The sequence below is a fragment of the Streptomyces sclerotialus genome (assembly GCF_040907265.1).
Taxonomy (GTDB): domain Bacteria; phylum Actinomycetota; class Actinomycetes; order Streptomycetales; family Streptomycetaceae; genus Streptomyces; species Streptomyces sclerotialus.
Genome location: NZ_JBFOHP010000002.1, coordinates 2,413,931 through 2,427,630, shown reverse-complemented (window position 1 = coordinate 2,427,630; position 13,700 = coordinate 2,413,931). Strand labels below are relative to the sequence as shown.

Below are 13,700 nucleotides of genomic sequence, written 5' to 3'. Positions count from 1 at the left end.
TTCGAGCTGTGGCCCGTTCCGTCAGACTTCGCGCAGCCGCGGGTCTTCGCGCAGCCGTCAGACCTTGCGGAGGCGGAAGGTCAGCGACAGGGCCTCGTCCGTGAACGGCTCGCCGTACGCGTCGTCCGCCTCGCCGGACGCGAAGTCGGTCGCCAGCACCTCGTCCGAGATCAGGGCCGCGTGGTCGGCCAGGGCCGTGCGGACCTCCTCGTCCGTGGACCGCCAGCGCAGCGCGATCCGGTCCGCGACGTCCAGGCCGCTGTTCTTGCGGGCCTCCTGGATGAGGCGGATGGCGTCCCGGGCCAGGCCCGCACGGCGCAGCTCCGGGGTGATCTCCAGGTCCAGGGCGACCGTGGCACCGGAGTCGGACGCCACCGACCAGCCCTCGCGCGGGGTTTCGGTGATGATGACCTCGTCCGGCGCCAGGGTGACCGTCTCGCCGTCGACCTCGACCGAGGCCGTGCCCTCGCGCAGCGCGAGGGAGAGGGCCGCGGCATCCGCGTTCGCGATGGCCTTGGCGACCGCCTGGACACCCTTGCCGAACCGCTTGCCCAGCGCACGGAAGTTGGCCTTGGCGGTGGTGTCCACCAGGGAGCCGCCGACCTCGGAGAGCGACGCCAGGGAGCTGACGTTCAGCTCCTCGGTGATCTGGGTCCGCAGGTCGTCCGAGAGCGCCTCGAAGCCGGACGCGGCGACCAGCGCGCGGGACAGCGGCTGGCGGGTCTTCACGCCGGACTCGGCACGCGTGGCGCGGCCCAGCTCGACCAGCCGGCGGACCAGGACCATCTGTGCGGAGAGCGCGGGGTCGATCGCCGCCTTGTCCGCCACCGGCCAGGAGGAGAGGTGGACGGAGTCCGGCGCGTCCGGGGTGACCGGCACGACCAGGTCCTGCCAGACCCGCTCGGTGATGAACGGGGTGAGCGGCGCCATCAGGCGGGTGACCGTCTCGACGGCCTCGTGCAGGGTGCGCAGCGCGGCGGCGTCGCCCTGCCAGAAGCGGCGGCGCGAGCGGCGGACGTACCAGTTGGAGAGGTCGTCGACGAAGGCGGACAGCAGCTTGCCGGCACGCTGGGTGTCGTACGACTCCAGTGCCTCCGTGACGCCCTCGACCAGTGCGTTCAGCTCGCTCAGCAGCCAGCGGTCCAGGATCGGGCGGTCCGCCGGGGCCGGGTCGGACGCGGTGGGCGCCCAGCCGGCCGTACGGGCGTACAGCGCCTGGAAGGCGACGGTGTTCCAGTAGGTCAGGAGGGTCTTGCGGACGACCTCCTGGATCGTGCCGTGGCCCACCCGGCGCGCGGCCCAGGGGGAGCCGCCGGCCGCCATGAACCAGCGGACCGCGTCCGCGCCGTGCTGGTCCATCAGCGGGATCGGCTGGAGGATGTTGCCCAGGTGCTTGGACATCTTCCGGCCGTCCTCGGCCAGGATGTGGCCCAGGCAGACGACGTTCTCGTAGGACGACTTGTCGAAGACGAGGGTGCCGACCGCCATCAGCGTGTAGAACCAGCCACGGGTCTGGTCGATGGCCTCGGAGATGAACTGCGCCGGGTACCGCTTCTCGAAGAGCTCCTTGTTGCGGTACGGGTAGCCCCACTGCGCGAAGGGCATCGAACCCGAGTCGTACCAGGCGTCGATGACCTCGGGGACGCGCGTCGCGGTGCCCTGGCACTGCGGGCACGCGAAGGTCACGTCGTCGATGAACGGGCGGTGCGGGTCCAGTCCGGTCTGGTCGGTGCCGGTCAGCTCCGACAGCTCGGTCAGGGAGCCGACACAGGTGAGGTGGTCCTCCTCGCAGCGCCAGATGGGCAGCGGGGTGCCCCAGTAGCGGTTGCGGGAGAGCGCCCAGTCGATGTTGTTGTTCAGCCAGTCGCCGAAGCGGCCGTGCTTGACCGACTCCGGGTACCAGTTGGTGTTCTCGTTCTCGCGGAGCAGCGCGTCCTTGATCGCGGTCGTACGGATGTACCAGGACGGCTGGGCGTAGTACAGCAGCGCCGTGTGGCAGCGCCAGCAGTGCGGGTAGCTGTGCTCGTACGCGACGTGGCGGAAGAGCAGGCCGCGCGCGTCCAGGTCGGCGACCAGCGCCTCGTCGGCCTTCTTGAAGAACTGCCCGCCCACCAGGGCGAGGCCTTCCTCGAAGGTGCCGTCGGGACGGACCGGGTTGACGACGGGGAGGTCGTAGCCCTTGCAGGTCTTGAGGTCGTCCTCACCGAAGGCGGGCGCCTGGTGGACCAGACCCGTGCCGTCCTCGGTGGTGACGTACTCGGCGTTGACGACGAAGTTGGCGCCTTCGAGCTCCACCAGGCCGAACGGGCGCTGGTACGCCCAGCGCTCCATCTCGCGGCCGGTGAAGGTCCGGCCCGTGGTCGTCCAGCCCTCGCCGAGCGCCTTCTCGACCAGCTGCTCGGCGACGACCAGCTGCTCGCTGCCGTCGGTGGCGACGACGTAGGTGACGTCCGGGTGCGCGGCGACCGCGGTGTTGGAGACCAGCGTCCAGGGCGTGGTCGTCCAGATCAGCAGCGCCGCCTCGCCGGCCAGCGGGCCGGAGGTCAGCGGGAGGCGGACGTAGACCGAGGGGTCGACGACCGTCTCGTACCCCTGCGCCAGCTCGTGGTCCGAGAGGCCCGTGCCGCAGCGGGGGCACCAGGGGGCGACGCGGTGGTCCTGGACCAGCAGGCCCTTCTTGAAGATCTCCTTCAGCGACCACCACACCGACTCGATGTACTCGGGGTTCATCGTGCGGTACGCGTCGTCGAGGTCGACCCAGTAGCCCATCCGGGTGGTGAGCTCGGCGAAGGCGTCGGTGTGGCGGGTCACCGACTCGCGGCACTTGGCGTTGAACTCGGCGATGCCGTACGCCTCGATGTCCTTCTTGCCGTTGAAGCCCAGCTCCTTCTCCACGGCGAGCTCCACGGGCAGGCCGTGGCAGTCCCAGCCGGCCTTCCGGCCGACGTGGTAGCCCTGCATGGTGCGGAAGCGGGGGAAGACGTCCTTGAAGACGCGGGCCTCGATGTGGTGCGCGCCCGGCATGCCGTTCGCCGTGGGCGGGCCCTCGTAGAACACCCACTCGGGGCGGCCCTCGGACTGCTCCAGGCTGCGCGCGAAGACCTTCTGCTCTTCCCAGAAGTCGAGCACGGCGTGCTCCAGCGCGGGCAGGTCCACCTGCGCGGGCACCTGGTTGTACTGGGGTGTGGGACTCATCGGGGGCTTCCTCCGGCGGACACCGCTTGCGTTCTCCGACCGGAGGGACGAGAGCGTGCTGCTCCCGCGGTACCACCCTCCTTGGCCGAGGCGGATCTCCTCGGCCCCCTCATTGGGGTCGCGATGCCGGGTCTACTGGCGCCCAGGGGCTCCTGGGGCGTTCTTCCGGCGGCTCCGGGGTGATCTTCACGTCGCGCACACCTCCGGGCTCCCACCGTCCCCGGATCGCTCTTGGCTGCGTGCGGCGCTACTCGTCCCATCCACGCCTTTCGCTGGGGCCAGTGTACGGGGCGCGCGCCGTGGCGGCCGACCGCTTTTCCGGCTGCGACGACCGGGGGACCGGCGAGGGGAACCTTGACCCGAATGCCGGTACGCAACGCGACGGACGCGACAGGCGCACGACGGCGCCGCCGCGCCCCTGTAGGCCGTCCGGTGACGGCCGGATTACCGGGCGGGGAGCGGGGCACAACGGTTGCAGACCGGGCTCCCGGGGTGGGAGGCCGGACGGTGGAGGGCGGTGCGTCCCGTTGCCGCGTGCTGTGAGTCGATTTATCGTTCCGGTCACGATTCGCGAGCATGATCACATACGTGAAGGGATCGCGGCCATGGTGGCGAAAGAGACCGCCGCGCACGACAGCACGGCGGTGACCGGACGGGCCACGCCGCCGGACGGCGGGGAACCCGCCGAGGGGGCCGCGGCGGAGCAGGCGCAGGAGAGAACGGCGACCGGGAACCCACCCGCCGGGGAGGGCGCGGAGGAGTCCGGTACCGGGCCGCCGCCGGTGCGGGACGCCGCGGTGAAGAAGACCGCGACCGGGAACCCGCCTCTGGAGGAGACCGCAGCGGGTGACGCGCCCGCGAAGCGGACGCCGGCGAAGAAGACGGCGAAGAAGGCCACGGCCAGGAAGACCGCGGCGAAGAAGACCGCCGCCAGGAAGACCACCGCGGGGAGTGCGCCCGCGAAGAAGGCCGCCGCGAAGAAGGCCGCGGCGGAGCGGACAGCGGCAGCGGAGACCGCGGCGGAGGACGCCGCGGCCGACACGACCGCCAGCAGGAGCACGGCCAGTGAGGCTGCACCGCCGGAGGAGGCGGTGCCCGCGAAGAAGACGGGAGCCAAGACGGTGGTGGCGAAGAAGACTCCGGGCGGGGCACCGGCCGCTGCGGTGGACGACAGTGAGCAGACAGCCGCCTCGACGGCCCTGCCCAAGGCGCGTACCGGCCCGGCGGCCGCCGCCGAGCTGCCCGTACGGCCGGGGGAGGACCGCTGGTCGGAGGAGGAGGCCGAGGAGGCCCGTGCGGTGCTGCGTGCGGACGAGGACCGGCTGCACAGCGAGATCCGGTCCTCCGAGGACGCCATCGCGGGGCTGATGCGGGACTCCAGCGACAGCACGGGCGACGAGGCCGACACCGGGTCGAAGAACATCACCCGCGAGCACGAGATGGCGCTGGCCTCCAACGCGCGCGAGATGCTGCTGCAGACCGAGCGGGCGCTGGAACGGCTGGACGCCGGTACGTACGGGCTCTGCGAGAACTGCGGCAAGCCGATCGGCAAGGCCCGTATGCAGGCGTTCCCCCGGGCCACGCTCTGTGTGGAGTGCAAGCAGAAGACCGAGCGCCGCTAGGAGCCGGGCCGGGGCCCTCGCGTCCCGGCCCGGGCCCTTCTCCGCCCGGGTACCCCGTACTCACCTGCGGCCGGGCCCGGTGCCGTACCCTCGGAGCTCAGCCAGGCGCGGCCTGGCCGCGGAAACGACGGGCTGAGGGACTCACACGTGGCAGAGGCGGAGCGCATCACCGGTACGCCGGAATCCGGGCCGGAGCCCGGTCAGGGGGACGGCGGGGAGGCCGGGCAGGGCGCGGCGGAGACGGGCGCGACGGCGGCGCCGCGCGGGCGGCGGCGGATCACCGCGCTGCTGATCGTCGCGCTGGTCGTCTACCTGCTGGACCTCGGCAGCAAGCTGCTGGTGGTGGCGAAGCTGGAGCACCACGCGCCGGTCCAGGTGATCGGGACGCTGCTGCAGTTCGAGGTGATCCGGAACCGCGGCGCCGCCTTCAGCATGGGCGAGGCGCTGACCGTCTTCCTGACGCTGATCGCCGTGGCGGTGATCGTGGTGATCTTCCGGGTCGCCCGCAAGCTCTACAGCCTGCCCTGGGCCATCGCGCTGGGCCTGCTGCTCGGCGGCGCCTTCGGCAACCTCACCGACCGGATCTTCCGCTCGCCGGGCGTCTTCCAGGGCGCGGTGGTCGACTTCATCGCCCCCGCGCACTTCGCGGTCTTCAACCTCGCCGACTCCGGGATCGTGTGCGGCGGCATCCTGATCGTGCTGCTGTCCTTCCGCGGCCTGGACCCGGACGGCACCGTCCACAAGGACTGAGACCGGGCCCCGCGGAGTTGTCCACAGGCAGGGGCGGGGCCGACGGAAGTGTCCGCGGGGACTGCCATACTCGTGGGGTGAGCACGATTCCCGAGATCCGCACCCTGCCCGTACCGGACGGCCTGGAGGGCGAGCGCGTCGACGCCGCGCTGGCCCGCATGTTCGGCTTCTCCCGTACGAAGGCGGCCGAGCTGGCCGCCGCCGGGAAGGTCCGGGTGGACGGGGCCGAGGTGATGAAGTCCGAGCGGGTGCACGGCGGCGCCTGGCTGGAGGTCGAGATGCCGCAGGCCGCGCCTCCCGTGGAGATCGTCGCCGAGCCCGTGGAGGGCATGGAGATCGTCCATGACGACGACGACATCGTCGTGATCATGAAGCCGGTCGGCGTCGCCGCGCACCCCAGCCCCGGGTGGAACGGCACGACCGTCATCGGCGGTCTGGCCGCCGCCGGCTTCCGCATCTCGACCTCCGGCGCCGCCGAGCGCCAGGGCATCGTGCACCGCCTGGACGTCGGCACCTCGGGCCTGATGGTCGTGGCCAAGTCCGAGCGGGCGTACACCTCCCTGAAGCGGCAGTTCAAGGAGCGCGTCCCCGAGAAGAAGTACAACGCGCTCGTGCAGGGCCACCCCGACCCGCTCAGCGGCACGATCGACGCGCCCATCGGCCGCCATCCGCAGCACGACTACAAGTGGGCGGTGACGGCCGACGGCAAGCCGTCCGTCACGCACTACGACCTCATCGAGGCGTTCCGCGCGGCCAGCCTGCTGGACATCAAGCTGGAGACGGGGCGTACGCACCAGATCCGGGTGCACATGTCCGCGCACCGCCACCCCTGTGTCGGAGACCTCACCTACGGCGCCGATCCCACCCTCGCCAAGCGCCTCGGCGTCTCCCGGCAGTGGCTGCACGCCGTGCGACTGGGTTTCGAACACCCCGCGGACGGCCGCTGGGTGGAGTTCGAGAGCGCGTACCCGGAAGACCTCCAGCGAGCCCTGGACCGGGTGCGGGCCGAGAGCGCCTGAGGCCGGCGGCCGGTCCGTACGGCCGCTTCCGGCGGGCCTGCCGACGGGCGTTTCGCCGACTTCATGGCAGGCTTGATCAGTGATCGACTGATTTCGAAGCTCCGGAGCGTGCCTGCCGTGGACCAGCTGGCCCTGATGTTCGTCCTGCTGCTGGGGGCCGTGCTCATGGTCCCGCTCGGCGACCGGCTGGGACTGCCGTCACCGGTGCTGATGACCCTGGCGGGTGCCGTGCTGGCCCTGCTGCCGTTCGTCCCGAACGTCCACGTGCCGCCGGAGTTCATCCTCCCGCTGCTGCTGCCGCCACTGCTGTACGCGGCGGTGCAGCGCACGTCCTGGCGCCAGTTCACGGCCAACATCAGGCCTATCTTCCTGCTCGCGGTGGCGCTGGTCTTCGCGACCACCGCCGCCGTCGCCGCCGTCGCGCACAGCGTCGTCCCCGGCCTGCCGGTGGCCGCCGCCGTGGCGCTCGGCGCGCTGGTGGCGCCGCCGGACCCGGTGGCCGCGACCGCCGTCGCCGGCAAGCTCGGGCTGCCCCGCCGTCTGGTGTCGATCCTGGAGGGCGAGGGCCTGTTCAACGACGTCACCGCGATCGTGCTCTACCACGTGGCGCTGGCCGCCGCGGTCTCCGGCACCTTCTCGGCGCCGGCCGCGGTCGGCGCGCTGCTGCTCTCGGCCGTGGTGGCCATAGTGGTCGGCGTGGTGCTCGGCTGGCTGGCCAACAAGCTGATGGACGTGGTCGACGACGCGACGCTCCAGGTCGGCCTGACGCTGCTGGTGCCGTTCGTGGCCTACGTGCTCGCCGAGGAGCTGCACGGCTCGGGCGTGCTCTCGGTGCTCACCGCCGCGCTCTTCCTCGCGCACTACGCGGCCGACGCCGACGACGTGATGGGCCGGCTCGCCGGGCACACCTTCTGGGAGGTCGTCGACACCCTCGTCACCGGCGTCGCGTTCGGCCTGATCGGCCTGGAGCTGCACAACATCTTCGGTACCGCCGCCGGGCACTGGAAGCAGCTGCTGGGCGCTGCCGGCGCGGTCATCGGCGTCGTGGTGGGCCTGCGGCTGCTGTGGCTGCTGCCGGCCGCGTGGCTGGCCAAGCGGCTGCACCGGCGCCGCATCGCGGAGGAGATCCCGACCAGCTGGCGGGAGACCATCGTCATGTGGTGGTCCGGGATGCGCGGGGTGGCCTCGGTGGCGCTGGCGCTGGCCATCCCGTACGAGGTCGCGGGCGGCGAGGCGTTCCCGGCCCGCGACGAGATCCTCTTCATCGCCTTCGCGGTGGTGCTGGCCACCCTCGTGGTGCAGGGCCTGACGCTGCCCTTCCTGGTCAAGAAGCTGGGGGTGCGGGCCGACACGGACGCCGAGGATGCGCTGGAGCGCGAGCTGGCGGTCCGCGTCGTCAAGGCCTCCCGGAAGCGGCTGAAGGAGATCCTGTCGCAGGAGGAGCTCTCCGACGAGGTGGTCGAGCGGCTGTCCCGGAGCACGTACGAGATGGGCGCCCGCATCTCGCCGGACATCGTGGACGACGAGCGGCGCGAGGGCTACGACAAGCGCATCGCCCGCGTGAAGAAGGTCCAGCGCATCCAGAGCGAGCTGCTGTCGGCCGCGCGCCACGAGGTGCTCTCGGCGCGCAGCGAGCCCGGCTCGGACCCGGAGGTCGTCGACCGGGTGCTGCGGCACCTGGACGTACGGAGTCTGCGCGCGCCTTCCTGAGCCCTGCCGAAACGCTACTTCTTCAGGACGGGCGCGTCCCGCTCGTCGGCGGTCTCCAGGGTGGGCGCGGGCGCCGTCGAGATGCGCGGCAGTGCGTACGGGTGCGCGTCCCGCAGCCAGGCGATCATCTGCTCGCGCACCTCGCAGCGGACCGTCCAGATCGCGTCCGCGTCCCGGGCGGTCACCAGGGCACGCACCTCGATCGTGCTGGGCGTGGTGTCGGTGACCACCAGGGTCTGGGCCCGGCCGTCCCAGGCGTCGGAGTTCTTGAGGATCTCCTGCAGCTTCTCGCGCATCTCCTCGACGGGCGCGCGGTGGTCGAGCTGGAAGAAGACCGTGCCGGTCATCTGCGCCCCGCCGCGCGACCAGTTCTCGAACGGCTTGCTGGTGAAGTAGGAGACCGGCATGGTGATCCGGCGCTCGTCCCAGGTCCGTACGGTCAGGAAGGTGAGGGTGATCTCCTCGACCGTTCCCCACTCGCCGTCGACCACGACCGTGTCGCCGATCCGCACCATGTCACCGAAGGCGATCTGCAGGCCCGCGAAGAGGTTGCCGAGCGTGGACTGGGCGGCGACACCGGCGACGATGCCCAGCACACCGGCCGAGGCCAGCATCGAGGTGCCGACCGTCCGCATCGCGGGGAAGGTCAGCAGCATCGCGGCCACGGCGACGACGATGACGACGGCGGTGACCACGCGCTGGATGAGGGTGACCTGCGTCCGTACCCGGCGGACCCGGGCGGCGTCCCGGGCACCCGCCGCGTACCGCGAGTACGAGGACTCCACGATCGCCGCCGAGACCCGGATCGCCAGCCAGGCGGTGGCGGCGATCAGGACCAGGGACAGCAGCTGGCCGATGCCGGCGCTGTGCTCGTCGATGATCTTGATCTTGGTGCGGTCGAAGGTGCCGCGCAGCAGTGCTGTCAGGAGCACCACCTGGAGCGGGATCCGGCAGCGTCGCAGCAGGCCCCACAGCGGCGTGTCCGGGCGTGCGGCGTCGGCCCGGCGCATCGCCAGGTCGGCCGCCCATCCCAGGACGAGCGTGAGGGCGACGGAGCCGCCCACGACGATCAGCGGACGCAGTACGTCCTCCATGGACACGTGATCCCTCCTGGTCGGGGTCCGCTTCCTGTCGACCGTAACTGGCACGATGGGAGGAGTGCGATCCATCGACAGGGAAGTGAAACCAGTGACCGGCTCTGCGGCGTCTCAAACCGTCATTCTGTTCCATTCTGTGTACGGGCTGCGGCCGGCCGTACAGGCGGGCGCCGAGCGACTGCGCGCCGCCGGCCATGAAGTGATCGTTCCCGACCTGTTCGACGGACGCACCGCCGAGACCATCGAGGACGGCATCGCGATCAAGGAGGAGATCGGCAAGGACGAGCTGCTGCGGCGCGCGGTGACGGCCGCGGCGCCGTACTCCGAGCGCGGCCTGGTCTACGCGGGCCTGTCCTTCGGCGGCTCCGTGGCGCAGAACCTCGCGCTGGCCGACGAGAAGGCGCGCGGCCTGCTCCTGCTGCACGGCACTTCCGACATCGCCGAGGACGCGGCCGTGGACGACCTGCCGGTGCAGCTGCACGTGGCCGATCCGGACCCCTTCGAGCCGCACGACTGGCTGAACGCCTGGTACCTCCGCATGCAGCGGGCCGGCGCCGACGTGGAGGTCTACCGCTACGCCGGGGCCGGGCACCTCTTCACCGACGACGGGCTGCCCGACCACGACAAGGAGGCCGCCGAGAGCGCCTGGAAGGTGGGGCTGGGCTTCCTCGCGAGCCTCTGACCCCGGACGCGGCCCGGCGGCCGTACGCGTCCTCCGGTCAGACCACCGGTCCGTCGGCCCGCTCCACGCGCTGGGTGCCGCTGAGCGTGCGGTACGAGCGCACCAGTGACGCCGTGGCGTTCCGGTCGGCCTTGTCGGAGACGGCGTAGTAGTCCATCTGCGTCCGCTCGGCGGTGACGTCGAGGACGCCGTAACCGTGGCTGTCCATGTCCACCCACTTCACGTGGCGGTTGGCGGCCCGGACCGCCGCGGCGGCGGGCAGCGACAGCGTGTGCGGAGCGACGTGCAGGATGTCGTCGAGGTTGTCGGAGGTGACCGAGGTGACGACGAACTCGGTGGCCACCGGCGCCTGCCCCGGGTACGTGGCGGCCTTGAGCGGCACGTCGTTGGCCCAGGACATGTGGATGTCGCCGGTGAGGAAGACGGTGTTGCCGATGGACCGGTCGCCGAGGTGCGTCAGCAGCTCGCGCCGGTCGTCGGTGTAGCCGTCCCACTGGTCGGTGTTGACGGCCAGCCCCTCCTTGGGCAGGCCCAGCACCTCGGCGAGCGGGCCCAGCAGATGGGCCGGTACGGAGCCGAAGGCCACCTGCGAGATCATCACGGAGGTGCCGACCAGCCGCCAGGCCGCCGCCGACCTCTCCAGCCCCGCCTTCAGCCAGTCCAGCTGGGCCCGTCCGGTGAGGGTGCGGCCCGGGTCGTCGGCCTGGCCGCTGCCTATCGGCACCTGCTCGTCCCGGAAGCTGCGCAGGTCCAGCAGGTGGAGGTCGGCGAGCGTGCCGAACTGCAGGCGGCGGTAGGTGGTACCGGCGGTGGAGGGGCGTACCGGCATCCACTCGAAGTACGCCTGCTTCGCCGCGGCCATCCGGGCCGTCCAGTCGCCCTCGGTGCCCGGCGTGTGGTTCTCCGCGCCGCCCTGCCAGGCGTTGTCGGCGAACTCGTGGTCGTCCCACATCGCGATCACCGGGTGCGCGGCGTGCATCGCCTGCGCGTCCGGGTCGGTCTTGTGGGCGCCGTGCCGGATCCGGTAATCGGCCAGGGTGAGGAGCTCGTGGCCGGGGGAGTGCGGCCGGACCACGTACTTCAGGGCCGGGTACTCGCCCGTTCTGTACTCGTAGAGGTAGTCCCCGAGGTGCAGCACCGCGTCCAGGTCGGTGCGGGCCGCGAGATGGCGGTACGGGGAGAAGTACCCGGCCTCCCAGTTGGCGCAGGAGACCACGCCGAAGCGGACGTTGGCGGCCGCGGTGCCGGCGGCGGGGGCGGTGCGGGTGCGGCCCGCGGGGGAGTGGACGCCGAGCGCGGTGAAGCGGAACCAGTACAGGGTGGCGGGCGCCAGCCCCCGTACGTCCGCCTTGACGGTGTGGTCGGTGGCCGCCGAGGTGGTCACGGTTCCCCGCGCGACCACCTCGGTGAAGCCCTTGTCGGTGGCCACCTGCCACTCCACCTTCGTGGCCGGGCCCTTGCCGGAGCCCGGCAGCGCGTCGGCGGCCGGGGTGACTCTGGTCCACAGCAGGACGCCGTCGGGCAGCGGATCACCGGAGGCGACACCGTGCTGGAAGGGGGCGGTGGCGGACGTGGCCGCCGTCCTGGCCGCGGGCTCGGCGGCGCGCGCGGTGGCGGCGGTGCCGAGGGGCAGGAGGGCGGCGGTCGTGGCTACGGCCGTGACGGCGGTACGGCGCGAGATCTGGTCATGATCGGTCACGGCCGATCACCCTACTGGCTGGTAAGTGACTTCGGGGGTACGGATTCCATCGGATCCGTGAACCCGTGCCCCCGGTCACCGGAGATGCGGCGTCACTTCTCCGCCGGACCGAACTCCTTGTCGATCATCTTCTCGAAGTTGTCCCGCGCGAGCTTGTTGTACTGCTCCTGCGTCATCTGCTGCTGGGGGATCTGCGCCATCTCCAGCTTCTTGTCCCCGTGCATGAAGGTCGGGGTGCCCTTGACGCCCTTGCGGCCGAACAGCCCGGCCATCTCCATCGCCCAGCGGTCGTACGTGCCGTCCTTGACCGCCCGCGTGAACTTCGCGTCCCCCTTGAGCTCGGGCACCTGGTCGGCGACCTTCAGCAGCGCGGAGTCCTTGGCGTAGGTGTCGACGCTCTCCTCGGGGTGGTTCCGCGCCGAGAACAGCGCCTCCTTGTAGTGGAGGAACGCCTCGGGGCTCTTGTCCAGCGCGGCGCCCAGCGCGCTCAGCGCGTTCTTGGAGCCCTCGCCGCCGGCCATGTCGTCGATGAACGCGTACATCGTGAAGCGGACCTTGTACCGGCCGTCCTCGATGTCCTTCAGCAGCACCTTGCCCGTGGACTGTTCGAAGGACGCGCACGCCGGGCAGCGGATGTCCTCGAACACCTCCAGGGTGTCCTTCGCGCTCTTCTCACCGATGAGGATCTCCGTGCCGTTCTTGCCCTGCGTGTGCGCGGGCTCGACCAGCTTCGCCTCCTTGGCGGCCTCCCAGCCGGTGGGCTCGTTGGCCTTCAGCACGCCGTAACCGATGCCGCCGGCGATCACCAGGACGCCGAGCACACCGCCGGCCACGACGAGCTGACGGCGGAGCCTCGCGCGCTTCTTCTCCCGCTCCCGTTCGGCGCGTATGCGCTCCCGGGCGGCGGACTTGGCGGCCTGGCTGTTGCGGTTGCTCATGCGGTCCCCTCCATGGCGGGGAGTCTGCCACGGGGGCCGGCCGGCAAGTGGTCAAGATTCGGCAACGGCCGGCGGACGCACGGGACGCATGCCGCCCGTACGTCCGCCGGCCGCCGCGGACGCGTCCGCTACTTCTTGAGGTTCTTCTCCACGAGGGAGTTGAACACGTCGGGGGTGGACGGCGCGCTCTGGCCGTCGGCGGAGAGGAGCTTGCCGTTCAGCTTGACCGTGGGCGTGCTCCGGACGTCCTTGGCGCTGTTGAACGCGTCGGACATCGCCAGCGCCCAGCGGTCGTACGTACCGTCCTTCAGGGCCTTCTGGAACGCCTTGTCGCCCTTGAGCTCGGGCACCGTGTCCGCGACCTTGATCAGGTAGGAGTCGTCCGCGAACTTGTCCGGGCCGGTCTCCTCCGGGTGGTACTCCTTCGAGTACAGCGCGTACTTGTACTTGAGGAACGCCTCGGGGCTCTTGTTCAGCGCGGCGCCCAGGGCGCTCACCGCGTTCTTCGAACCGGTGCCCTGGAGGTTGTCGTCCAGGAACGTGCCCAGGTGGAAGGTGGCCTTGTACGTGCCGTCGGCGATGTCCTTCTCGACGGTGTCGCCCACGTTCTGCTCGAAGTTGGCGCAACCGGGGCAGCGCGGGTCCTCGTACAGCGCGAGGGTGTTCTTGGCGTCCTTCTCGCCGATGGTGACGGTCGTGCCGTCGCTGCCGGTGGTGTTCGCCGGCTTGACCAGCTTGGCGTTCTTGGCCTTGGCCCAGGTGTCCTCCGGGCTGCCGTCGCCGCCACCGCCGGAATTGGCGACGGCCAGTCCGATGCCGCCGGCGATGGCCAGCACCACGACGATCGCGCCGCCGACCGTCAGCTGACGGCGCACCTTGTCCTTCTTCGCCTGCCGCTCGCGCTCGGCGCGCAGCCGCTCACGGGCTGCCTGCTTGTTGGCCTGGCTGTTGCGGTTGCTCATGATCGGTTTGCTCCTGGGTCTGCTGT

10 protein-coding genes are annotated in these 13,700 nt (G+C 71.2%); 5 read left to right on the top strand and 5 right to left on the bottom strand.

Annotated elements, in window-relative coordinates; all coding sequences use genetic code 11:
- Nucleotides 1–57: 57 nt before the first annotated feature.
- Entirely contained in the window at nucleotides 58–3,195 is a 3,138-nt protein-coding gene (gene ileS, locus AAC944_RS10790) for an isoleucine--tRNA ligase (protein ID WP_030616797.1), read from the bottom strand.
- 605 nt (nucleotides 3,196–3,800) lie between these two features.
- On the opposite strand from ileS, the gene AAC944_RS10785 reads away from it, so the two are divergent.
- The 4 genes from AAC944_RS10785 (at nucleotide 3,801) to AAC944_RS10770 (ending at nucleotide 8,296) form a co-directional block, all read left to right on the top strand.
- Entirely contained in the window at nucleotides 3,801–4,817 is a 1,017-nt protein-coding gene (locus tag AAC944_RS10785) for a TraR/DksA family transcriptional regulator (protein ID WP_078888639.1), read from the top strand.
- 147 nt (nucleotides 4,818–4,964) lie between these two features.
- On the top strand, nucleotides 4,965–5,567 hold the full coding sequence (gene lspA / locus AAC944_RS10780) for a signal peptidase II (RefSeq protein ID WP_030616806.1): 603 nt from the start codon (nucleotides 4,965–4,967) through the stop codon (nucleotides 5,565–5,567).
- Between the two features lie 77 nt (nucleotides 5,568–5,644).
- Entirely contained in the window at nucleotides 5,645–6,586 is a 942-nt protein-coding gene (locus tag AAC944_RS10775) for an RluA family pseudouridine synthase (RefSeq protein ID WP_030616809.1), read from the top strand.
- A 135-nt stretch (nucleotides 6,587–6,721) separates the two neighbouring features.
- Nucleotides 6,722–8,296, top strand: coding sequence for a Na+/H+ antiporter (locus AAC944_RS10770; protein WP_438272820.1), 1,575 nt, complete (start codon nucleotides 6,722–6,724; stop codon nucleotides 8,294–8,296).
- Nucleotides 8,297–8,310: 14 nt separating this feature from the next.
- Here AAC944_RS10770 and AAC944_RS10765 read toward each other — a convergent pair whose 3' ends face one another.
- Nucleotides 8,311–9,390, bottom strand: a complete 1,080-nt coding sequence (locus AAC944_RS10765; RefSeq protein ID WP_030616815.1) for a mechanosensitive ion channel family protein — start codon at nucleotides 9,388–9,390, stop codon at nucleotides 8,311–8,313.
- 55 nt (nucleotides 9,391–9,445) lie between these two features.
- Here AAC944_RS10765 and AAC944_RS10760 point away from each other — a divergent pair, with 55 nt between their 5' ends.
- Nucleotides 9,446–10,075, top strand: coding sequence for a dienelactone hydrolase family protein (locus AAC944_RS10760; protein WP_037772450.1), 630 nt, complete (start codon nucleotides 9,446–9,448; stop codon nucleotides 10,073–10,075).
- Between the two features lie 37 nt (nucleotides 10,076–10,112).
- On the opposite strand, the gene AAC944_RS10755 is transcribed toward AAC944_RS10760, so the two are convergent.
- The 3 genes from AAC944_RS10755 to AAC944_RS10745 all read right to left on the bottom strand — a co-directional run bounded on the left by AAC944_RS10755 (nucleotide 10,113) and on the right by AAC944_RS10745 (nucleotide 13,674).
- A complete protein-coding gene (locus tag AAC944_RS10755) occupies nucleotides 10,113–11,774 on the bottom strand; it encodes an alkaline phosphatase D family protein (protein ID WP_030616820.1) in 1,662 nt (553 codons plus the stop codon).
- A gap of 92 nt (nucleotides 11,775–11,866) precedes the next feature.
- Complete coding sequence (locus tag AAC944_RS10750) at nucleotides 11,867–12,712, bottom strand: thioredoxin domain-containing protein (protein ID WP_030616823.1); 846 nt, start codon at nucleotides 12,710–12,712, stop codon at nucleotides 11,867–11,869.
- A 128-nt stretch (nucleotides 12,713–12,840) separates the two neighbouring features.
- Nucleotides 12,841–13,674 carry a thioredoxin domain-containing protein gene (locus tag AAC944_RS10745; protein ID WP_030616825.1) on the bottom strand — a complete coding sequence of 278 codons (834 nt, stop codon included), beginning with the start codon at nucleotides 13,672–13,674 and terminating at the stop codon, nucleotides 12,841–12,843.
- Nucleotides 13,675–13,700 lie beyond the last annotated feature (26 nt).

What these genes read in the sequence shown, in the direction of transcription:
- ileS (WP_030616797.1), bottom strand. Translation starts at nt 3,195, where the DNA reads ATGAGTCCCACACCCCAGTACAACCAGGTGCCCGCGCAGGTGGACCTG.
- AAC944_RS10785 (WP_078888639.1), top strand. Translation starts at nt 3,801, where the DNA reads ATGGTGGCGAAAGAGACCGCCGCGCACGACAGCACGGCGGTGACCGGA.
- AAC944_RS10770 (WP_438272820.1), top strand. Translation starts at nt 6,722, where the DNA reads ATGTTCGTCCTGCTGCTGGGGGCCGTGCTCATGGTCCCGCTCGGCGAC.
- AAC944_RS10765 (WP_030616815.1), bottom strand. Translation starts at nt 9,390, where the DNA reads ATGGAGGACGTACTGCGTCCGCTGATCGTCGTGGGCGGCTCCGTCGCC.
- AAC944_RS10760 (WP_037772450.1), top strand. Translation starts at nt 9,446, where the DNA reads ATGGGAGGAGTGCGATCCATCGACAGGGAAGTGAAACCAGTGACCGGC.
- AAC944_RS10750 (WP_030616823.1), bottom strand. Translation starts at nt 12,712, where the DNA reads ATGAGCAACCGCAACAGCCAGGCCGCCAAGTCCGCCGCCCGGGAGCGC.
- AAC944_RS10745 (WP_030616825.1), bottom strand. Translation starts at nt 13,674, where the DNA reads ATGAGCAACCGCAACAGCCAGGCCAACAAGCAGGCAGCCCGTGAGCGG.